The 20,089-nt window shown below is 65.6% G+C and carries 18 protein-coding genes; 12 read left to right on the top strand and 6 right to left on the bottom strand.

Going from position 1 to position 20,089, the window contains the following annotated elements:
• Positions 1 to 20: 20 nt before the first annotated feature.
• From D6B98_RS11705 to D6B98_RS11680, 6 genes are all read left to right on the top strand, one after another.
• On the top strand, positions 21 to 1,001 hold the full coding sequence (locus D6B98_RS11705; protein WP_126257134.1) for an amino acid--[acyl-carrier-protein] ligase: 981 nt from the start codon (positions 21 to 23) through the stop codon (positions 999 to 1,001).
• 37 nt (positions 1,002 to 1,038) lie between these two features.
• Positions 1,039 to 1,914, top strand: coding sequence for an acyl-CoA acyltransferase (locus tag D6B98_RS11700; RefSeq protein ID WP_126257133.1), 876 nt, complete (start codon positions 1,039 to 1,041; stop codon positions 1,912 to 1,914).
• Between the two features lie 237 nt (positions 1,915 to 2,151).
• Positions 2,152 to 5,019: a PAS-domain containing protein gene (locus D6B98_RS11695; RefSeq protein WP_126257132.1), complete on the top strand. Its 2,868-nt coding sequence runs from the start codon at positions 2,152 to 2,154 to the stop codon at positions 5,017 to 5,019.
• 210 nt (positions 5,020 to 5,229) lie between these two features.
• Positions 5,230 to 6,207: a tripartite tricarboxylate transporter substrate binding protein gene (locus D6B98_RS11690; RefSeq protein ID WP_126257131.1), complete on the top strand. Its 978-nt coding sequence runs from the start codon at positions 5,230 to 5,232 to the stop codon at positions 6,205 to 6,207.
• 148 nt (positions 6,208 to 6,355) lie between these two features.
• Positions 6,356 to 6,841: a tripartite tricarboxylate transporter TctB family protein gene (locus tag D6B98_RS11685; protein WP_135169029.1), complete on the top strand. Its 486-nt coding sequence runs from the start codon at positions 6,356 to 6,358 to the stop codon at positions 6,839 to 6,841.
• Between the two features lie 3 nt (positions 6,842 to 6,844).
• Entirely contained in the window at positions 6,845 to 8,353 is a 1,509-nt protein-coding gene (locus D6B98_RS11680; RefSeq protein WP_126257129.1) for a tripartite tricarboxylate transporter permease, read from the top strand.
• A 104-nt stretch (positions 8,354 to 8,457) separates the two neighbouring features.
• Here the strand turns inward: D6B98_RS11680 and D6B98_RS11675 are convergent, their stop codons facing one another.
• Positions 8,458 to 10,152: a bifunctional diguanylate cyclase/phosphodiesterase gene (locus D6B98_RS11675; RefSeq protein WP_126257128.1), complete on the bottom strand. Its 1,695-nt coding sequence runs from the start codon at positions 10,150 to 10,152 to the stop codon at positions 8,458 to 8,460.
• Between the two features lie 221 nt (positions 10,153 to 10,373).
• Here D6B98_RS11675 and D6B98_RS11670 point away from each other — a divergent pair, with 221 nt between their 5' ends.
• Positions 10,374 to 10,634 (top strand): hypothetical protein, encoded by a 261-nt coding sequence (locus D6B98_RS11670; protein ID WP_126257296.1) that lies wholly within the window; start codon positions 10,374 to 10,376, stop codon positions 10,632 to 10,634.
• A gap of 6 nt (positions 10,635 to 10,640) precedes the next feature.
• Here D6B98_RS11670 and D6B98_RS11665 read toward each other — a convergent pair whose 3' ends face one another.
• The 3 genes from D6B98_RS11665 to mtgA form a co-directional block, all read right to left on the bottom strand.
• Entirely contained in the window at positions 10,641 to 11,294 is a 654-nt protein-coding gene (locus D6B98_RS11665; protein ID WP_126257127.1) for a hypothetical protein, read from the bottom strand.
• Positions 11,295 to 11,435: 141 nt separating this feature from the next.
• A complete protein-coding gene (gene rpmF / locus D6B98_RS11660) occupies positions 11,436 to 11,618 on the bottom strand; it encodes a 50S ribosomal protein L32 (protein ID WP_007598106.1) in 183 nt (60 codons plus the stop codon).
• A 168-nt stretch (positions 11,619 to 11,786) separates the two neighbouring features.
• Complete coding sequence (gene mtgA / locus D6B98_RS11655; protein ID WP_126257126.1) at positions 11,787 to 12,461, bottom strand: monofunctional biosynthetic peptidoglycan transglycosylase; 675 nt, start codon at positions 12,459 to 12,461, stop codon at positions 11,787 to 11,789.
• Between the two features lie 161 nt (positions 12,462 to 12,622).
• Between mtgA and D6B98_RS11650 the strand changes: the two genes are divergently transcribed.
• Together D6B98_RS11650 and D6B98_RS11645 are read left to right on the top strand one after the other, a co-directional pair.
• Entirely contained in the window at positions 12,623 to 13,546 is a 924-nt protein-coding gene (locus D6B98_RS11650; protein WP_126257125.1) for a polyprenyl synthetase family protein, read from the top strand.
• 197 nt (positions 13,547 to 13,743) lie between these two features.
• Positions 13,744 to 14,430, top strand: a complete 687-nt coding sequence (locus D6B98_RS11645; RefSeq protein ID WP_126257124.1) for a DUF1345 domain-containing protein — start codon at positions 13,744 to 13,746, stop codon at positions 14,428 to 14,430.
• 45 nt (positions 14,431 to 14,475) lie between these two features.
• Here the strand turns inward: D6B98_RS11645 and D6B98_RS11640 are convergent, their stop codons facing one another.
• Positions 14,476 to 16,302 carry a caspase family protein gene (locus tag D6B98_RS11640; RefSeq protein ID WP_126257123.1) on the bottom strand — a complete coding sequence of 609 codons (1,827 nt, stop codon included), beginning with the start codon at positions 16,300 to 16,302 and terminating at the stop codon, positions 14,476 to 14,478.
• 184 nt (positions 16,303 to 16,486) lie between these two features.
• Entirely contained in the window at positions 16,487 to 16,915 is a 429-nt protein-coding gene (locus D6B98_RS11635; RefSeq protein WP_126257122.1) for a GFA family protein, read from the bottom strand.
• A gap of 93 nt (positions 16,916 to 17,008) precedes the next feature.
• Between D6B98_RS11635 and D6B98_RS11630 the strand changes: the two genes are divergently transcribed.
• The 3 genes from D6B98_RS11630 (at position 17,009) to D6B98_RS11620 (ending at position 20,080) form a co-directional block, all read left to right on the top strand.
• Positions 17,009 to 17,383 (top strand): nuclear transport factor 2 family protein, encoded by a 375-nt coding sequence (locus tag D6B98_RS11630; protein ID WP_126257121.1) that lies wholly within the window; start codon positions 17,009 to 17,011, stop codon positions 17,381 to 17,383.
• Positions 17,384 to 17,568: 185 nt separating this feature from the next.
• Positions 17,569 to 18,438, top strand: coding sequence for a class A beta-lactamase (bla, locus tag D6B98_RS11625; protein WP_126257120.1), 870 nt, complete (start codon positions 17,569 to 17,571; stop codon positions 18,436 to 18,438).
• A gap of 34 nt (positions 18,439 to 18,472) precedes the next feature.
• Positions 18,473 to 20,080: a Na+/H+ antiporter gene (locus D6B98_RS11620; RefSeq protein ID WP_126257119.1), complete on the top strand. Its 1,608-nt coding sequence runs from the start codon at positions 18,473 to 18,475 to the stop codon at positions 20,078 to 20,080.
• The last annotated feature ends 9 nt before the right edge of the window (positions 20,081 to 20,089 follow it).

Raw genomic sequence — 20,089 nt, 5'->3', positions numbered from 1 at the left:
AGATAGCAGGGTACTGATCCATGAACATTGCCGTCCTCCCCGATTCGCCGGCGACCGCGCCGCAGACGATTGATCCGCTCGATCATCTCGCCGACAAGCTGTTCCATCGCATGGGCGCCGACGGCGTCTATGCCCGCACCGCGCTCTATGAAGGCGTCGTCGAGAAGCTGGCTGCGCTGATCACGGGCCATCGCGAGACCGGGACCGAAGTGATGCGCTTCCCGCCGGTGATGAGCCGGGCTCAGCTGGAGAAATCGGGCTATCTCAAGAGCTTTCCGAACCTGCTCGGCTGCGTCTGCGGCCTGCACGGGACCGAGCGCGAGATCAACGCCGCGGTGAGCCGTTTCGATGCCGGCGGCGACTGGACCACCTCGCTGTCGCCCGCCGACCTCGTGCTGTCCCCTGCTGCCTGCTATCCGGTCTATCCGATCGCGGCGAGCCGCGGGCCCTTGCCGAAGGGCGGTCTGCGTTTTGACGTTGCCGCGGATTGCTTCCGCCGCGAGCCGTCGAAGCATCTCGACCGGCTGCAATCGTTCCGGATGCGCGAATATGTCTGTATCGGCAGCCCCGACGACGTCGCCGACTTCCGCGAGCGCTGGATGGTGCGCGCACAGGCGATCGCCCGCGACCTCGGCCTGACCTTCCGTGTCGACTATGCCAGCGATCCCTTCTTCGGCCGCGTCGGCCAGATGAAGGCGGTCAGCCAGAAGCAGCAGCAGCTCAAGTTCGAGCTCCTCATTCCGCTGCGCTCGGAAGAGCAGCCGACGGCCTGCATGAGCTTCAACTATCACCGCGAGCATTTCGGCACGACCTGGGGAATCCAGGATGCCGACGGCGAGCCAGCCCACACCGGCTGCGTTGCCTTTGGCATGGACCGGCTCGCGGTCGCCATGTTCCACACCCATGGCACCGACCTTGCCGCCTGGCCCGCCAAGGTGCGGGACGTGCTGGGCCTGCAGCCGCAGGCTCCGGCCGATGCCCATGTCGAAAGCTGGCGCTAACCAAACGAGGCCTGTCATTTCCACGGGTAAGACGAGCGTGATCCACACCAAGGTCCGATGCCGCGAGATCACCGAGTCCGACGCAAACGCGATCGCGGACCTGCTGACGCGCGGCTTCGTGGGTCGCTCGCGCGACTACTGGATTCAGGGCCTGCGTCGGCAGGCCTTCCGGCCCGTGCCGGAGGGCTATCCGCGCTTCGGCTACATGCTCGACAATGACGGCACGCCGGTCGGCGTGCTGCTGCTGATCTATGCGGAACGCAAGAATGGCGAAGAGACCGCCATTCAGTGCAACCTGTCCAGCTGGTATGTCGATCCGGCCTACCGCAACTATGCTCCGCTGCTGACCAAGATCGCCCAGCGGCACAAGGACGTGACTTACTTCAACATCAGCCCGGCGCCGTGGACCTGGCCGATCATCGAGACCCAGGGCTTTCGGGCCTATTGCCGCGGCATATTCTTCTCGGTGCCCGCACTGGCGCGTGTCCCGCGCTCGAGCGAGATCGAGGTCATCCCGCCTCACGCCAAGACGATCGAGGGGCTTTCCGAGGCCGAAACCGAGCTGCTGACGCAGCATGCGCGGTACAATTGCCTCAGTCTGGTCTGCCGCACGCCACAGGGAACATTTCCCTTTATTCTGCAACCCGTGCGCATCCGACGCGGCTTCATCGCGCCCCCTGCGATGAAGCTGATCTATTGCCGTAACGCCGCGGAATACGCCGCCTGCGCCGGCCGTATCGGCCGGCTGCTGCTTCGGCTCGGCAAGATCGCGGTGGCGGTCGATGCCAACGGGCCGATTCCCGGTCTTGTCGGTATCTATACCGAACGGCGCGGTCGCAAATATTTCAAGGGCCCGCATCGGCCGGAGCTCGGCGATCTCACGGACACCGAGCTTGTGTTGTACGGGCCTTAGGTAGCGCGCTTCGGACCAAACCACCGCTATCGTTCCTGACTTCGCAGGGACGATGCCTGATATGTAGCTCCCTCTCGGCCAACTCATGCAGGCACCTCGGCAATCCGGACGCGCCTCCATCGCCGGTCACCCTCCGTAAACTACCGCGCTTAAGGGAATTTTCCGGCCTCTTCGCTACGCTCGGTGGTTGAATTAGGTTGCGTTGAATCTATTGCTCGCCGAGATCCCGCCGATCCCATGACGTCGACCTGCGACAACGAGCTTGGTGCACGCCGCGAGCTGGGCCCGGAGGCCCTGGTCGCGCTGAGCCAGCTTGCGCTCGACCACATGGAGCAGGGCGTCTGCGTCTACGATGCCGACAACCGGATCGTGCTGGTCAACCAGCGTTACCTCTCCCTGTTCGATATGTCGGCCGACGTCGTGCGGGTGGGCACGAGCTACCGCGAGGTGCTCGCGCACAGCGCCGGGCGCGGCAACTTCCCGCAAAGCGAGCTTGACGCGCTCTATTCGGTGCGGATCGCACAGATCGCAGGGGGAAAGCCGTTCCGGACCGAACAGCGGCTTGCGACCGGCCTCGTCATGTCGCTCGAGTTGAAGCCGCTTCCCGGCGGCGGCTGGATGACGATCTGCGACGACGTCACCCGCCTCGCTCGGCTCGAAGCGGAATTGCGGGTGCAGACCGAGCGCAGCCAGCACGCGCTCGCCAACATGTCGCACGGCCTCATCATGTACGACGCCGACAGCCGCGTCGTCGTCTGCAACGAGCGTTTCCTGAACCTCTACAACCTCGATCCCGGGGTCGTGAAGCCGGGGGTCTCCCATCGTACGGTGCTCGACCATTGGGTGTCGCGCGGCAATTTGTCGGACATGCCGGCCGACGAATTCCACATTTCCAGATTGGAGGACGCGCGCCTCAGACGGGCGAAATCCCTCCTGGTAATGCGTTACGACGGCCGCATGGTGCAGACGATCTCCCGCTTCCTGCCCGACGGCGGCTGGGTGACCGTGCACGAGGACGTCACGGAGCGGCTGCAATACGAGGAAACGCTGCGGCAACAGAACGTCATGCTCGATGCGGCGCTGGAGAACATGGCGCACGGGCTCGCTTTCTACGACAGCGACATGCGGCTTCGGGTCTGCAACACCACCTACCGCAAGCTCTACCGATTGTCGCTGGAGGAAACCAGGCTCGGCACGCATCTGGCCGAGCTGATCGAGCGTTCGATGGCGAACGGCGCATTCTCGTCGGAGTACAGCCCCCAGCAGCTCCTGGAAGCCGCCCGCGCGCGGATCGCCAACCGCGATTCCTCGCCGATGCGTCGACGCATGTCGAACGATACCGTGATCTCGGTGCGCTATTGCGCGCTGGCCGAAGGCGGTTTCGTCGCCACCTATGAGGATATCACCGAGCGGGAACATGCGATCGGAGAGCTGAGCGAGCAGTACCGCCGCTTCGACGCGGCGCTCAACAACATGAGCCAGGGCCTGTGCATGCTCGATGCGAGCCTGCGCGTGATCGTCTGCAATCGCCGCTATATCGAGATGTACGGCCTGTCGCCCGATATCGTGAAGCCCGGCGTCTCGATGCGCGAGATCATGGAGCACAGCTGCGAGCTCGGCATCCATCCTGATATGACGGGAGCCAGGCTTTATGCCGACTATGTCGAACGGTTGCGCGAGGGCGAGCACACGCTGCACCGGCATCTGAACGACGGCCGCATCATCAAGCTCAACCACAAGCGCATGGAGCAAGGCGGCTGGGTCGTCACCTATGAGGACGTCACCGAGCGTCACAAGGCCCAGGCGCGCGTCGCGCACATGGCACGGCACGATTCGCTCACCGACCTGCCCAATCGCATGCTGTTCCGCGAGAAGATGAGCGAGGGGCTGAACCAGGTCGCGATCGCCGGCGGCGCGATGGCGGTGCTGTGCTTCGATCTCGACAATTTCAAGACAGTCAACGACCGCCTCGGCCACGCCGCGGGCGACCGCCTGCTGCGCTGGGTTGCGGCGCGCCTGAAGGAAAATGTCGGCGAACACGACACCGTCGCACGCCTCGGCGGCGACGAGTTCGCCATCCTCCAGCGCGGACCGCAGCCGCAATCGGCCGAGGAGCTCGCCCGCCGCCTCGTCGACATCATCGGTCATCCGCCGCCGCTGGAGAGCCAGTCGATCCATGTCGGCGTCTCCGTCGGTATCGCGATCGCACCCGACCACGGGCTCGATGCCGACGAGCTGATGAAATGCGCCGACCTCGCGCTGTACCAGGCCAAGGCCAGGGGACGCGGAGCCTATCAGCTGTTCGAGGCCGAGATGGAGGAAGAGGCGCGCAGCCGGCACGCGCTGGAGCAGGATCTGGTTGGCGCGCTAGAAGGACGTGAATTCCACCTGGTGTTCCAGCCGCAGATGCGGCTCGATTCGTCGGAGCTCACCGGCTTCGAGGCCCTGCTGCGCTGGAAGCATCCCTCGCGCGGCCTGGTCTCACCGGCCGAGTTTATTCCGATCGCGGAAGAGAACGGGCTGATCGTTCCGATCGGCGAATGGGTGCTGCGCAGCGCCTGTGCGACTGCCGCGTCCTGGCCCGGTGTCACCGTCGCGGTGAACCTGTCGCCGGTGCAGTTTCGCTCGCGCGGATTGGTGGCAATGGTCACGAGCGCGCTGGCTGAGGCCGGCCTGCCGCCGCAACGGCTCGAGCTCGAAGTCACCGAAACGGCCCTGCTCGACGACAGCGAGGCGACGATCGAGATCCTGCACCAGCTTCGCGCGCTGGGAGTGCGCGTCAGCCTCGACGATTTCGGCGTCGGCTATTCCTCGCTGAGCTACTTACGCAAATTTCCGTTCGACCGCATCAAGATCGACCGCTCCTTCGTCGGCACGCTCGGCGAAAGCCCGGAGAGTGTTGCCATCGTCCGCACCATCGCAAGCCTCGGCTCCGTGCTCGGCGTCGAGACGACGGCGGAGGGTGTGGAGACGGAAGAGCAACTCGATTTCGTCCGCGAATGCGGCTGCACCGCCGTGCAGGGCTATTATTTCGGCAGACCGTGCCCCGCATCGGAGGTCGGCCGCACTATCGAGACGCTGAACACGGTCCGAAAGGTCGCCTGAGCTCGCGCCGCCGGCGGCGCAAATTCCGTGTCTCGGCAAGCGCCAGAAAGACCGATTGTCGCACATCGCGTTTCCGGCATGATTGGGCTCCCCGACGGCTGCGCCGCGACCGCGCAATGCGCTTTTCTTCTCCCGTGAATTCGAGGACAATCCCCTCACAACAATGAGAATCTGCGGCCTTAACGCGGCCGCTGCGAGGGAGGTGTTCCGATGTCGGGGTATGGGCTGAGGGCGGCTGCGTTTGCCGCGATGCATATCGTCATGGGCGCGTTGGCCGCGACCGCGGCTGGCGCGCAAGACTATCCCACCAAGCCGATCACCCTGATCGTGCCGTGGCCGGCCGGGGGATCGACCGATATCTCGATGCGCGCGATCGCCGACAGCGCCTCGAAGGTGCTGGGGCAGCCGATCGTGATCGACAACAAGGCCGGCGGCGGCGGCACTGTCGGCCCCGCGACCATGGCAGCGGCGGCGAAGCCGGACGGCTACACCATCTCGCAGATTCCGATCACGGTCTTCCGCCTGCCCTTGATGCAGGAGGTGTCGTGGGATCCCGCCAAGGACTTCACCTACATCGTCCATCTCACCGGCTACACCTTCGGTGTGACCACCAGCGCAGAGTCGCAGTTCAAGAGCTGGAAGGACGTGGTGGAGTTCGCGAAGGCGAACCCGGGCAAGGTCACCTATGCCACGCCGGGCGCCGGCACCTCGCTGCATATCGGCATGGAGCAGATCGCCGGAATGTCCGGCATCAAGCTGACGCAAGTCCCGTTCAAGGGCGGCGCGGAGACCAACGCCGCGGTGCTGGGACAGCACACCATGCTTCAGGCGGATTCCACGGGATGGCGGCCGCTGGTCGACGCGGGCAAGCTGCGCCTGTTGATGGTGTGGACGGGCGCGCGGTCGCCGAACTACCCCGATGTGCCGACGCTGAAAGAGCTCGGTTATCCCATGGTCTATGACTCCCCGTTCGGCATCGCCGGCCCGAAGGGGATGGATCCAAAGATCGTCGCCAAGCTGCACGATGCTTTCAAGAAGGCGGTCGAGGACCCCGCCGTGGTGGCGACGCTCGCCAAATACGACATGGTGCCGAACTACAAGAACACCGAGGACTACAAGAAGTTCGTCGTCGAGCTCACCGAGTCCGAGCGCAAGGTGATCGAGACGCTCGGACTGGCGAAGAAGTAGAGTCGGGGTGCCAAACATGCTGGCGTCATCCTGAGGCGCGAGCCGCACTTGCGGCTCGCCTCGAAGGATGGATCGGGGCACCGTCGCCCTTCGAGGGCCGCTGAAGAAGCGGCCACCTCAGGGTGACGGTGGTCGAGAGGTGTCTCACATGACCAACCAAACCAACGTCAAGCTCCGCCTCAACAATTCCGAACTCTGGGGCGGAGTGATCGGGCTTGCGCTCGGCGGCTTCGTGATCTGGTCGGGGATGAAGCTCAAGCTCGGCACCATCAACGATCCCGGCTCCGGCTACGTGCTGTTCTACACCGGCATCCTGATGTGCGTGTTCGCCGGCGCCATCATCGTCTCCGCGGTCACCGAGGGCGGCCCGACGCTGGCCTCGCGCTGGGAGAACGTGCGCTGGAACAAGCCGCTCCTGCTGATTGCCTGTCTGGTGGCATTCTCCATCGCGCTGGAGCCGCTCGGCTTCCTGCTGTCGTCGATCCCCTTGATGCTGCTGCTGTTGCGACTGATCGATCCGGTGCGCTGGGCGCTGGCGATTCCGATCGCCGTGCTGGTGCCATCAGGCATGTGGTGGGTGCTCAAGCGACTGCTGTTGATCCAGCTGCCCTCGGGCCTGTTCGGGATCGGCTGACCCATGGATACGCTCGTCAATGTCGCCCACGGGTTCGGCGTCGCGCTGCTGCCGGTCAACCTGCTCTATTGCTTCATCGGCGTCTTCATCGGCACGCTCGTCGGCGTGCTGCCGGGCATCGGGCCGATCTCGGCGATGTCGCTGCTGTTGCCGGTGACGCTGTCGGGCACGCCGGAATCCGGCATCATCATGATGGCCGGAATCTATTACGGCTCGATGTATGGCGGCTCGACCACCTCGATCCTGGTCAACATCCCCGGCGAGGCTGCCTCCGTCGTCACCTGCATTGACGGCCACCAGATGGCGAAGCAGGGCCGCGCCGGCCCCGCGCTCGGCATCTCCGCCTTCGGCTCCTTCGCCGCCGGCACGTTCGCGCTGATCGCCTTGATGCTGGTCGCGCCGAGGCTTGCCAGCGTCGCCATCGCGTTCGGCCCGGCCGAGTATTTCAGCCTGATGGTGCTCGGCCTCGTGGTGCTCACCTTCCTGACGCAGGGCTCGATGCCGAAGGCGCTGCTGATGGCGTGCGTCGGCGTCGTGCTGGGCCTGATCGGGCTCGACAGCATCACGGCGCAGCCGCGCCTGACCTTCGGCCGCATGGAGCTGATCGACGGCATCGGGCTCGTGCCCGTCGTGATGGGCCTGTTCGGCGTTGCGGAGGTGCTGCTCAACACCGAGCAGGCGATCAAGCGCGACGTCATCAACACCAGGATCACCCATCTGCTGCCCACCAGGCAGGACTGGAGGGCGAGCGCAGGTCCGGTCGGCCGCGGCACCATCCTCGGCTTCTTCCTCGGCATCCTGCCGGGCGGCGGCGCGGTGGTGGCGTCGTTCGCCTCCTACGCGCTGGAGAAGCGGCTGTCGAAGACGCCCGAACGTTTCGGCCATGGCGCGATCGAAGGCGTCGCGGGACCGGAATCGGCGAACAACGCCGCGGCGGGCGGCGCCTTCATTCCGCTGATGACGCTCGGCATCCCGCCGAACGTGGTGATGGCGCTGCTGCTGGGAGCCTTCGTCATTCACGGCCTGCAGCCGGGGCCGCTGCTGATCACGCAAAACCCCGGCCTGTTCTGGGGCATCGTCGCCAGCATGTATATCGGCAACGTCATGCTGCTGATCCTGAACCTGCCGATGATCGGCATGTGGGTGCAGCTGCTCAAGCTGCCCTACAACATCCTGTTTCCCCTGATCATCCTGTTCACGATCATCGGCGTCTACTGCTCCAGCAACAACGTGTTCGACGTCTATGTGATGATCGCGTTCGGGATCATCGGCTATTTCATGCGCAAGCTCGGCTACGAGCCGGCACCGCTGGTACTGGCCTTCGTGCTGGGACCGATGATGGAGAACAATCTACGCAAATCGCTGATCCTGTCGCAGGGCGATCTCTGGACCTTCGTGCAGCGGCCGATCTCGGGAGTCTGTCTTGCGTTCGCGATCGTGCTGTTGGTCGCGCCGCTGTTGCCGTCGCTGCGCAAGAAGCGCGAGCTGGTGGCGCTGGATGAGGGGGCGTGAGGAAGATCTCGTAGGGTGGATTAGCCGAAGGCGTAATCCACCACTTTCGTTCCCCAGTAGATTGGCTTGGTGGGTTACGCTTCGCTAACCCACCCTACGACATCTCAGCTCGCCGCCGGCAATGCGTTCTCCGCCGCCGTACCCCACGGGCGCTCGGCCGCGGCAAGCCCGATCAGGCGACCCTGGATGTAGTCGCAGCCCCAGTCGCGCAGCATGCTTGCGGCTTCCTCGTCCTGCACCCATTCGGCGACGGTCTTGATGTCGAGGCGGCGCGCGAGGTCGATCAGGGTCTGCACGAAGGCTCGGTCGTCGGCGGAATGGGTGATGTTCTGCACGAAGGCGCCGTCGATCTTCACGATATCGACACCGAGCTTGCGCAGGTTTCGGAACGAGGTGTAGCCGGCGCCAAAATCGTCGATGGCGATGCGGCTGCCGAAATTCTTCAGCCGCGTGACGAAGCCACGGACGTCGTCGATGTCCTGGATCGCGACCGTCTCGGTGATCTCGACGATCAGCCGCTCGGCAACGCCGGGATGCGACAGCATCAGCGACTCGATCCCCGCCCACCAGTCCGGGTCCATCGTCGTGTCCGGCGAGATGTTGAGGCTGAGGCTGACATCGGGCGCGGCGGCGAGCTCGGCGACCACGAGCTCGAGCACACGATGATCGACCAGGCGGATCAGGCCGAGCCGTTCGGCGACCGGCACGATGTCGGGCGCGAGCAGCACATGGCCGTCACCCTGGTCCATCCGCACCAGGCATTCGTGGAATGCGCGCTCGCGCGAGGCGGCGGACACCACCGGCTCGTAGGCGAGCTTGATGCGGCGCTCGTTCAGCGCGGTGACGATCTCGTCGGTGACGCGGATGTTGACGCGGCGCTGCGCGTCGCGCGCGGCGTCCGGACGCCAGGCGGCGAACGAGCCGGCGCGGCGGCGCTTGGCGGCGTCCAGCGTCTCGTGGGCACGGTTGACGGCCTCGTCGGTGTTGCGGGCATAGCGCGGCAGGCTGACCGCGCCGATCGAGGCCGTGACCGAGACCGGTCCTGATTTGGTCGGCACCACCTCGTCGCGGATGCCGGCGAGGAAGCGCTCGGCGGCGACGTTCATGTCGTCGACGGTGCAGTTCTTCAGGATCAGGCCGAACTTGTTGCCGGAAAAGCGGCCGAGCACGTCGCCGCCGCGCAGCCGCAAGCGGATGCGCTTGGCGATGTCGAGGATCACGGCATCGGCAACGTCGAAGCCGAAGGCATCATTGACGCGGGCGAGGTGATCGATGCCGACCAGCATGAAGGCGGCGGTGGATCGGAAGCGGGTCGTCTCCTCGATCGCCTCGGCCAGCGCCGCGATCAGATGAGAGCGGTTGAGCTCGCCGGTCAGCGGATCGAGCCGGGCCAGCTTCGTCAGCTCCTCGTCGCGGGCATGGCGCTCGTTGTTGATACGGACCGAGCCGATCGCGCGCGTGGGGCGGCCATCGGGGCCGGCGAACCAGCGGCCGGTCTCCTCGATCCAGATCACGGGGTCGGCGGCGCTCATGCGGACGCCGTACTCGATGCGGTAGGGCGTGCCGTCCGCGCCATGCACGGCGGAAGTCTGCGCCAGCGCGGCGATCCGCAGCGCCGGCCCGGGCTCGATCAGCTTGGCGAATTCGGCGCCGGTCGCCAGCCGCTCGGCGGGAATACCGGGAAAAACGCTCGCGACCTGGTCACCCCAGACAATGGCATCGCTGGCGATGTCCCAGGCGAACACGGCCTGACCGAGCGCGGCCAGAATGTCGGAGGCTTGCGGCAATGCAGGGGTCAAGATCGCCTCGTTTCGGGACAGCCGGGAAGTCCTGAGCCGGCACAGGATAGAGCCAGATTCGCGTTTGACCCTAGGCAAAGTTCATAAACAATTTGGAAACCACGTTCCCAGAGGACCCAGGAACCAGTTAGGCTCCACCGGCATAACCCTTGCGAGACCATCACATGCGCCGGCGCCAATGTCCCAAAATGCGCCAGTTCGAGCAGATGAACGGTGTTGCGATGGCAAATGCGGACAGATTGCCCGAGACAGAGCGGCAAACCGGCACGGCCCTCGTGCCGCTGATGCCGACCTTGCGCTGGGCCCGCAAGGCGCCGCTGCCGCGCCCCGATCCGAGCTTCGTCACCCAGCTCATTGCCAATGCCGAGCAGCTGCCCCAAACGAGCCGACTCCGCCGCGCGTCTTCTGAAGACGCGCAGACCGCCTATGGCAGCAAACGCCCGCTGCAAAGCGTCAGCGCACGGACACGGCAGGTGGCTTGAGGCTGGTCAGCGCGGCGGCGTGTCGGAGGACGGCGGCGTGCCGTGACCCGGCTGAAGCTGCGGCGAGGGAATTTCCGGGGAAGACGCGCCCTGCACGGGCTTGGGCGCAGGATGGTCCATCAGCACGGATTCGGCGACGGATTGCGCCGAGGTCGCGGGAGGCTCGACCGGTGCCGGCTGCGGTGCAATCACCGGCTCGAACTTGCGCTCGGACGCGGCATCCTCCGCCGGCGCCTCGGCCTGGCGCTTGGCCTTGCGCGGCGCCGGCACCGTGGTCTCGGCGACATAGGTGACGCGGCGGCGCGTGCGCTGGGCAATGCCACCGAGGAAATCCGCCATCGCGAGCAGCACCAGCAGGAAATAGGTCGAGTTGCCGAACTTGGGCCACATCACGAATTCGGCCGCCGCCGCGCCGAAGACGATCAGCGACAGCAGATGGTCCATCAGGAACTTCGATCCGGGCCGCGCACCCTTGACCACCTCGAGCAGCAGCAGCACCACGCCGAGCGCGAGCAGGAGATCGGCGAGCGTGACCGGCCAGGCCTCGCCCGTGATCATCGGCACCTTGAACAGCACGTCCGAGAAGGACACGCTGGGCATCAGGAAGGCGATGATGTTGTAGACCGCGAGCGGAATCAGAAGCAGCGGGAAACCGACCATCGGCGAAATGCCTCTCGATCATGATATCCGGACAGAACAATGCAGCGGCGAAGCATTCGCTCCGCCGCCGTCACCGTCTATCTCATGGATGGGCCGAAATCAGGCAAGCCAGATCATCCTGCCCAGAGAAAGGTCCTGACCTCAGGACTCTTTCTTCTTCAGGACCTGCCGGCCCTTGTACATGCCGGTCTTGAGGTCGAGATGGTGCGGACGACGGAGCTCGCCTGAGTCCTTGTCTTCCACATAGGTCGGCTTCTTGATGGCGTCTGCCGAGCGGCGCATGCCACGGCGCGACGGCGAGGTTTTTCTTCTCGGAACGGCCATTTCAATATCCTCTAGGGATTGGTGTCATCAGGGCATCGTCCGGAGGGGACGGCTCAGCACCCGCAATACGAGGCGAGCTGAATGCCGATCAAGGCCGGGCTTATAGAGGAAGGCTGGCCTTAAAGCTAGGCTCTTGGGCCGGAAAATACGCCCGGAACGGGCTCAAAATCAGCGATTTTCGCGCCAGCAGGTTGCAAGCGAGCTCGCCTGCCCCCGCGCCATATAGGTTGCCGCCAGCCGCCGGACGCCCGGACCGGGGCTTTTAGCGCTGCGTTTGACTGGATTCGGCAGGATCGAGGCCAGAAGCGCCGCCTCCCGGGGTGAAAGGTCCTCGGCCGACTTGCCGAAGGCATAGGCACTGCCGGCCTCGACGCCGAACTGGCCCTGCGGACCGAACTCGGCGATGTTGAGATAAATCTCCAGGATCCGCGGCTTGGGCAGGACGAGATCGATCCAGAGCGCCAGCGGAAATTCGAGCGCCTTGCGGACGAAATCCCGCCCCTGCCAGAGGAACAGATTTTTCGCGACCTGCTGGGTGATCGTGGAGGCGCCCCGGAAGGCGGTGCCGTCCTCCTTTGCGTCGTCGATCGCCTCGCGCAGCGCGCCCCAATCGATGCCGTGATGCCTGCAGAAATGGGCGTCCTCGGCTGCGATAACCGATCGCGGCAGATAGGGCGACATCGCGGCCAGATCGATCCAGTCCCGCTGCATCGGCGCGCCGCGAAGCGAGCGCCAGGCCATCAGCGTCGAGACGGGATGGCCGGTGCGGTAGAATGGCACGATCACATAGGGCGCGAGCAGCGCAACCGCGAGCACCAGGAGAAGGATTTTGACGATGCGCAAATCAACCTTTCCGGCGCAAAATGAAACGCGGCCACCGATCCTGCCATTAAGTCTGTGATAATTCGGGCCTTTTCCAGCACTTTTTAGGCCTTCCAAACGATTGACTGAAACGGGCGCATAAAGGATTGTCCCGCCGAATTTTAGTTCTGGAGCCCTTCTTGATGACCGGCACGTCCCCGTCCGATTTCGCCAAACGTCTGGACAAGACCGCTGATGATACCGAGGCCCTGCTCGGGCGCCTGCTGTCGGACGATATCCTGCACGATGAGATCGCCCGGCCCAAGCGACTGATGGACGCAATGCGCTATTCGAGCCTGAACGGCGGCAAGCGTTTGCGGCCGTTCCTGGTGGTCGAGAGCGCAGCCGTATTCGGCGTGCCGCGCGAAGCGTCCCTGCTCGTGGGCGCGGCGCTCGAATGCATCCACTGCTATTCGCTGATCCATGACGACCTGCCGGCAATGGACAATTCGGACCTGCGCCGCGGCCGCCCCACCCTGCACAAGAAGACCGATGACGCCACCGCGATCCTCGCCGGCGACGGCCTGCTGACGCTCGCCTTCGACATCGTCACCCGCGACGAGATCCATCGCGACGCCAACGTGCGGCTGCTTTTGACGCGCGCTCTTGCGCGCTGCGCCGGCATCGGCGGCATGGTCGGCGGCCAGATCCTCGATCTCGCCGGCGAGGGCCGCTTTGGCGGCAACGAGCCGATCGATGTCGCCCGTATCCAGCAGATGAAGACCGGCGCCCTGCTGCGCTATGGCTGCATCGCCGGTGCGATCCTCGGCCAGGCCTCGCAGAAAGAATATCAGGCGCTCGACGATTACGGCCGCGCGCTCGGCGAAGCCTTCCAGATCGCGGACGATCTGCTCGACGTCGAGGGCGATGCGGCAGCCCTCGGCAAGCCGTCCGGCCAGGATGCAGCCCTCGGCAAGACCACTTTCGTCACCCAGCTCGGCATCGAGGGCGCCAAGCAGCGCGTGCGCGACCTGCTGGCGCGGGCCGACAGCGCCGTCTCGATCTTCGGCGACCGCGCCGCCGTGCTGCAGGCGGCGGCTCGCTTCGTCGCCGAGCGGAAGAACTAATAGCTCCGGGCTCCTTCACCTCTCCCGCTTTGCGGGAGAGGTCGACACGCTCGCGGAGCGTGGCGGGTGAGGGCTCTCTCCTCTTGGGGGTCCTCGATTGTGGAGGCACCCTCTCCCCACCCCTCCCCCGCGAGCGGGGGAGGGAGCGCACCTACGATGCGGCCACAACGAGAGTTGAGTGAGAGAGCCGTCCCGTCATGGCCACAAACAAGGAAGATCCCGCCCTCGCCCGCTTCCGCAAGATGTCGCGGCCGGTACGGTTGATCTATGCGCGGCCGCGGACCTTCATCGCGGTCGCGGCCGGCATCCTGGTCGGCCTGCTGCTGCCGGGCTCGTACCGGCTGATGACGCGGCTCTTGTTCGGCTGGGACGCGCTGATCGCGGTCTATCTCGTGCTGGTCTATGCGATGATGCTGTGCAACGACCACCACCACATCCGCCGCGCCGCCGCGATGCAGGACGACGGCCGCTTCGTGATCCTGCTGGTGACGGCGATCGGCGCCTTCGCCAGCATCGCGGCAATCGTCTCCGAACTCGGCACGCCACATCGCGGAGTGCTGGAGTTGAGCATCGCCATCGCCACCATCGCTTTGTCGTGGGCCGCCGTGCACACGACCTTCGCGCTGCATTACGCGCATGATTATTACCGCAGCACCACGCCGGGCCTGCAATTTCCGAGCGGCGACAAGGAAGACCACGCCGACTATTGGGACTTCGTCTATTTCTCGTTCGTGATCGGCATGACCGCGCAGGTCTCCGACGTCGGCATCACCGACAAGACGATCCGCCGCACGGCCACCGCGCACGGGATCGTGTCGTTCATCTATAACACGGCCTTGCTGGCCCTGACGGTGAACATCGCAGCGAGCGCGATCTCGGCCTGAATTCGTCCGAGCGTTGCCGGACGACGCTCTCGACCACGCGCGCCCTCAGCGACACACCTCGACATTGGCGTCGTTGTGGGGGCCGCCGCCGCCGCGATATTCGAGATGACAGCCGCGGTTGACGGGACGGCAGCCGATGCTGTTGCAGAATATCTGCCCGCCGGCCGCGGGGCGGCCGGCACCAGCCGCGGCGGCAATGCCGGCCGCGGCACCATAGCCGCCCGCCGCGCCAGCGGCAGCACCGCCGGCCTGCCGACGCTGCCGGGCGGGACGCTCGTCACCGTCGTCGCGCTTCGCCGTCGCGGGCTTGGCCGGCTTTGCGGCGCGCTGCTTCTCGCACTCATTGTCGTCGTTGACCGCATAGCCCTCGCGGCAGACGATCTTCGTGCACTTGTCGCCGTCGGCCTTGAAGCCGTGCTCGCAAACCAGCGGACAGACCCGCGACGGCTTGGCCTTGACCGCATCGAGCGCGTCGGTGCTCGCGACCTTCACGTCGAGCTTGGTGCCGGCATAGCGATTGAACTGCGACAGCGAGCGCTGCGCGGACGTATTCCAGGTGCCGTCGGCTGTGCCCGAGAAGCAGCCGACGCGGCCGAGCTCGGTCTGCACCGACCGGTTGAGATCGGCCGGCGCGGTCGGCGGCGTCAGCGAGGCGACATTGGTGCCGGCCGGGCTCGCCGTGCTGGCCGGCGCGGCGCTCGGAGCCGCGGCGGCGAGGTTGACGCGCTGCTGCTCGGCGGCGGCGGCCTGCTGCTGCGCCTGCTCCTTGGCCTTCTGCGCGGTAAGCTGGGCCTGCTCGGCGGCTTTGGCGTCGGCCGCGGCTTTGGCCTGCGCGTCCTTCTGGGCGCCGAGGGCCGCGAGACGATCGCGCTCGGCCTCGGCCTGCTTCGCCTTCGCGATGGCCGCTGCATGGGCCTGCTCGGCACCGATCTTTTCGACCTGGAGCTTGGCGAGATTCGCATAGAAGCCATCGGGGTGCTGGGCGAGGAAGGCGTCCCATGCCGCCTTGTTGCCAACCTGCAGCGCGAGCTCATAGTCGCGGCGGATATCGGCCTGCGGGTTCGCCACGGGCGCGACCGGCGCAGCGGCCACCACCTTGACCGGAACCAGCGGCACGTCCTCGCCGCCGAGCGAGCCGTAGACGAACGGCTCCTGCTTGTTGCCGGTCGACTTGAGCACCTCGTCGCGCACGAAACCGAAGGCGCGGCGGACATCGAGGCCCGGCGTCGTCAGATACTTCGACAGCGCCACCGTAAAGGGACTGTTGGCGCCGTCGCCGTCCTGGGCGGTGAAGCCGGCCTTCGCCGAATAGGCGATCAGCGTGTTGGGGCTGGTCGGCTCGACTTGTGCGAGGCCCCGACCCATGGCGCGCGAGGCAATCGTGCGCTTCATCCTCTTGGCGAACGGATTGTCGCGGCAGGCATCCAGGATCACCAGGCGGAGCTGCTTGGCGGGCTCGACGGCGACGAGGACGCGGTCGAGCGAAAGCGCCTCGTCAAACACGTCGGTGTCGCGTTCGAGCTTGGCGTCGACCGGAATCAGATAGTTCGAGCCCTCGACCTCGATGCCGTGGCCGGCATAGTAAACCACGGCGATGTCGGCCGTCCGGGTGGCGTCGGCAAAATCGCGGAGCACGCGACGGGTATCCTGCGCGGACAAATCGTGCCGGGAATCGACGACATCGAAACCGGCCTCCTTCAGCGTCTTGGCCATCACCGCACCGTCATTGACGGGGTTGGTGAGCGAAGGCGCGTGCTGATACGCCGAGTTGGCAAGCACCAGCGCGACGCGCTTTCCGGCGAACGCGGGATCCGGGCCGAACAGCAGCGCTGCGGCGAGGAGAAGCGGGCAGAGCCTGAGCAGATTGCGCATGACACGACTTCCGAGGTTCGGGGCGTCTCGAGCCCCCTTTGGGACCGCTTTAGCAGGATCTGGTGGCGATGCTTGTGATGGAGGTCACGAAGATCGCACCGACGACCGCCCGAAAGGCCTCCTCTGTTTGTCGCGCCAGCGCAGCCGCGGTTCGGCGGCCCCGCCGGCGTTCGGGCGAGTTCCACTAGCCGTCGCCGATATGCCCCCGGTATTGCGGCAGATTGTCCGTAATTTCGTGCCAGGGCGCCTTCGAGCCTACGAAAATATGGGCGCTCGGCCGGATCGAAGGGGCATCGACCAGGGCTCCCATGGCGACATGAACCCATTGTCCGTTGCGTACCCGGGAGTAAAGCAGCGAGCCGCATCGCCCACAATGGGCGTCATGGGTGGTGTCGTCGCCGAAAATGAGACGCTGGTCGTCCCCCCTGACGATGCGGAGCTTGTCCTGCGGGATGCCGGCGAACGGCTTGAAGGCCGAACCGGTGGTGCGGCGGCAATTCGAACAATGGCAATTCATCGCATAGGAGAACGCATCGGTCACCTCGAAGCGGACGGTGCGGCAGTAGCATTCGCCGATCAGGATACGCGCGTTCGAATTTTCTGATCCGGTCATGGCGAGCCCTGGCGCAAATGGCTGACACACCCATAGCGCACTTTGATGTCTAAGACTAAGTTCGCCGCAAGCCATCATGCAAAAGGGTGACCCATGAGCCAGAACCGTTCGAGCGTCGAAGCCGTCGTGCAATCCTATTTTGACGGCCTTTACGAGAGCGACGCCGAGAAGCTCGGCGCCATCTTCCATCCCTCGGCAGATTTGCGCTGGGTCGAGAAGGGCGAGTTGCAGGTGCTGTCTGTGCCCGACTGGCTCGAGCGCGTGCGCAAGCGTCCCTCCGCCAAGGCCGAGGGCAAGCCGCGCGAGGATTTCATCGTCACCATCGACCGCTCGGACGAGAAAACCGCCTTCATCAAGGTCCGGTGCCAATTGCCGCCGCGCTACTTCACCGATTATTTGGTGGCGATGAAGCTCGCCGACGGCTGGCAGATCGTGTCGAAATCGTATCGGTATGACCTGAGGGAGTGACGAGGCAAACCTTCCGCTGCCCGAATTCGGACGCGCTTGCCCCTCATTCTCCGTCATTGCGAGCGCAGCGAAGCAATCCAGAATCTTCCCGCGGTGACAGACTGGATTGCTTCGCTGCGCTCGCAATGACGGTGCGGATGCACCATACGCTGCATCAACCCCTGCCCCCTCGCCCGAAAGCCCCCATGCTTGTCGATCGCCGCTCCCTGCTCGCCTCCCTGTGCTGGATCGCCGCGTCTCCCGCGCTCGGCGCGGAGGCGCCGGCCGAACTCGAATCCTACGAACGCGAGAGCGGCGGGCGGGTCGGGCTCTATGCGGAGAACCTTGCGACCGGTGCAAAGCTCAGCTGGCGCGCCGATGAGCGCTTCGTCATGTGCTCGACCTTCAAGGCCTCGCTGGCGGCTTGCGTGCTGGCGCGGGTCGATCGCGGCGAGGAGCAACTCGCGGCCATGGTCCCTTACGGCAAGGCCGATCTGCTGGAATATGCGCCGGTCGCCAGGCAGAATCTCGCGGCCGGCACGATGTCAGTCGCCGAAATGTGCAAGGCGATCGTCGAGCTCAGCGACAATACCTGCGCCAATCTGCTGCTGGCACGGATCGGCGGGCCGGCTGCCCTCACGGCATTCTGGCGATCGATTGGCGATAACACCTCGCGGCTCGATCATAATGAGCCCGAGCTCAACCGCTCGCCGCCCGGCAATCCCCAGGACACCACGACGCCAGCGGCGATGGCGGGCAATTTGCGGCGTCTGGTGGTGGGCGATGCCCTGTCGCCGGCCTCGCGTGCCCTGCTCACGGAGTGGATGGTGAACTGCAAGACCGGCGCGAACCGGCTGCGCGGCGGCCTGCCCGCAAGCTGGACCATCGGCGACAAGACCGGCAACAACGGCAAGGATGCAGCGTGCGACATCGCGGTCGTCTGGCCCAAACCCGACACGCCGATCCTGATCGCGGCTTACGTCCAAGGCGGCGCGCCGAATGCGGCGCAGATCGAGGCCGCGTTCGCGCGGATCGGCCGGACGGTGGCTGCGCGGCTGGCGTCGGCAGCGCATTGACGCAGCAGTCGCTTCCGGGTCAAGACAGGCTGCCATGGAAGCGAAGTTTCAAATTTTTATCATCCTGCTCGCCGTATTGGCGGGCGTGGCGCTGGCCGCACGCCGCTTCAACATCGCGCCCGCCATCCTGCTGATGCTGGCCGGCGTCGGCCTCGCCTTCGTGCCCGGCATGCCCCAGGTGGAATTGCCGCCGGAACTGGTGCTGCTGATGGTGCTGCCGCCGCTGATCTACTCGGCCAGCGTCGCCATGAGCTGGCGCGAGTTCAGGAAGAATTTGCGCCCCATCGTTCTGCTCGCGGTCGGCGCCGTGATCTTCACCGCAGCGATGGTGGCGGCCGCGACGCATTACATGATCGGCCTGCCCTGGACCATCGCCTTCCTGCTCGGCGCCATCGTCGCGCCGCCCGACGTGGTGGCGCCGCTCGCGATCGCGCGCCGGCTCAACATGCCGCGGCGGCTCCTGGTCATCCTCGAGGGTGAAGGGCTCGCCAACGATGCCACCGCGCTGATCCTCTACCGTTTTGCGCTGGCCGCAATCATGGTCGGACATTTCTCGCTGCCGCTTGCGGCCGGCGAATTCCTCCTCATCGTCGCCAGCGAGATCGCCTTCGGCATCGGCGTCGGTTGGCTCTCCCTTCGCTTCCGCAAATGGTCCGGAGATCCGCAGGTCGAGCTGACGCTGTCGCTGATCACGCCCTACGTGTCCTATTGGCTGCCCGAGCATGTCGGCGGCTCCGGCGTGATCGCGACCGTCGCCTGCGGGCTCTATGTGAGCTGGAACGGTCCGCTGCTGATCTCGTCGGCGACGCGGCTGCAAGGCATCTTCTTCTGGGACCTCGTGATCTACCTGATCGAGGGCGTGCTGTTCCTGCTCACGGGCTTCCAGATGCGCGCGCTCTACGAGAAATCGAAGGCGTTCCCGCTCGACGACATCCTGATCGCAACCGCCGTGGTCCTGGTGATCGTCGTGATCGCGCGCTTCGCCTGGCTCTATCCGGCAACCTATCTGCCGCGGATGCTCAGCAAGTCGCTGCGCCAGCGCGATCCGTCGCCACCATGGCAATGGCCGTTCGTGCTCGCCTTCACCGGCGTGCGCGGCGCGGTGTCGCTCGCGGCCGCGCTGGCGCTGCCGTTCACGTTGCCGGACGGCGAGGCCTTTCCGTATCGCGACCTGATCCTGTTCGTCGCCTTCGGCGTCATCTTTGTCACGCTGATCGGCATCGGCCTCACGCTGCCGCCGGTGGTGCGCTGGCTCGGCGTCGCGCAGGCCGGCCGCAACGAGCATGTCGCCGAGCACGAGGCCGAGATCGCCGCGCGCCGCCAGGCCCTCGACGCCGCGCTGAAGTCGCTCGAAGCCATGACCGCGGGACAGGAAGTCTCCGGCGAGGTGATGCGGCTCCTGCGTGCACGTCACGAGATCCGCGTCAACCAGCTGCCGGATTCACTCGATCCCGCCCACCACGACGTTTCCGCCGCCGGCACCGCGCTGACCCGCGACTTGATCGCCGCCGAACGCAAATTCATTCACAACCTGCTGCGCGACGGCCAGATCACCGACGAGACGCGGCGGCGGATCGAGCGCGACCTGGATCTGGAGGAGGCGAGCCTGGCGAACCGGGAGTATCGGGGCGGGCCGTTGTAACAGCGGAGC

Origin of the sequence: Bradyrhizobium sp. LVM 105, from assembly GCF_003957705.1 — a bacterium.
GTDB lineage: Bacteria > Pseudomonadota > Alphaproteobacteria > Rhizobiales > Xanthobacteraceae > Bradyrhizobium > Bradyrhizobium frederickii.
Note: the sequence above shows the minus strand (reverse complement) of the source record. Positions and strands in the feature narration are given on the sequence as shown.

Bases quoted from the DNA above. Each gene is read 5' to 3' on its own strand.
- D6B98_RS11705 (WP_126257134.1), top strand. From the start codon at position 21: ATGAACATTGCCGTCCTCCCCGATTCGCCGGCGACCGCGCCGCAGACG.
- D6B98_RS11695 (WP_126257132.1), top strand. From the start codon at position 2,152: ATGACGTCGACCTGCGACAACGAGCTTGGTGCACGCCGCGAGCTGGGC.
- D6B98_RS11690 (WP_126257131.1), top strand. From the start codon at position 5,230: ATGTCGGGGTATGGGCTGAGGGCGGCTGCGTTTGCCGCGATGCATATC.
- D6B98_RS11685 (WP_135169029.1), top strand. From the start codon at position 6,356: ATGACCAACCAAACCAACGTCAAGCTCCGCCTCAACAATTCCGAACTC.
- D6B98_RS11680 (WP_126257129.1), top strand. From the start codon at position 6,845: ATGGATACGCTCGTCAATGTCGCCCACGGGTTCGGCGTCGCGCTGCTG.
- D6B98_RS11670 (WP_126257296.1), top strand. From the start codon at position 10,374: ATGGCAAATGCGGACAGATTGCCCGAGACAGAGCGGCAAACCGGCACG.
- D6B98_RS11665 (WP_126257127.1), bottom strand. From the start codon at position 11,294: ATGGTCGGTTTCCCGCTGCTTCTGATTCCGCTCGCGGTCTACAACATC.
- rpmF (WP_007598106.1), bottom strand. From the start codon at position 11,618: ATGGCCGTTCCGAGAAGAAAAACCTCGCCGTCGCGCCGTGGCATGCGC.
- D6B98_RS11650 (WP_126257125.1), top strand. From the start codon at position 12,623: ATGACCGGCACGTCCCCGTCCGATTTCGCCAAACGTCTGGACAAGACC.
- D6B98_RS11645 (WP_126257124.1), top strand. From the start codon at position 13,744: ATGGCCACAAACAAGGAAGATCCCGCCCTCGCCCGCTTCCGCAAGATG.
- D6B98_RS11640 (WP_126257123.1), bottom strand. From the start codon at position 16,302: ATGCGCAATCTGCTCAGGCTCTGCCCGCTTCTCCTCGCCGCAGCGCTG.
- D6B98_RS11635 (WP_126257122.1), bottom strand. From the start codon at position 16,915: ATGACCGGATCAGAAAATTCGAACGCGCGTATCCTGATCGGCGAATGC.
- D6B98_RS11630 (WP_126257121.1), top strand. From the start codon at position 17,009: ATGAGCCAGAACCGTTCGAGCGTCGAAGCCGTCGTGCAATCCTATTTT.
- bla (WP_126257120.1), top strand. From the start codon at position 17,569: ATGCTTGTCGATCGCCGCTCCCTGCTCGCCTCCCTGTGCTGGATCGCC.
- D6B98_RS11620 (WP_126257119.1), top strand. From the start codon at position 18,473: ATGGAAGCGAAGTTTCAAATTTTTATCATCCTGCTCGCCGTATTGGCG.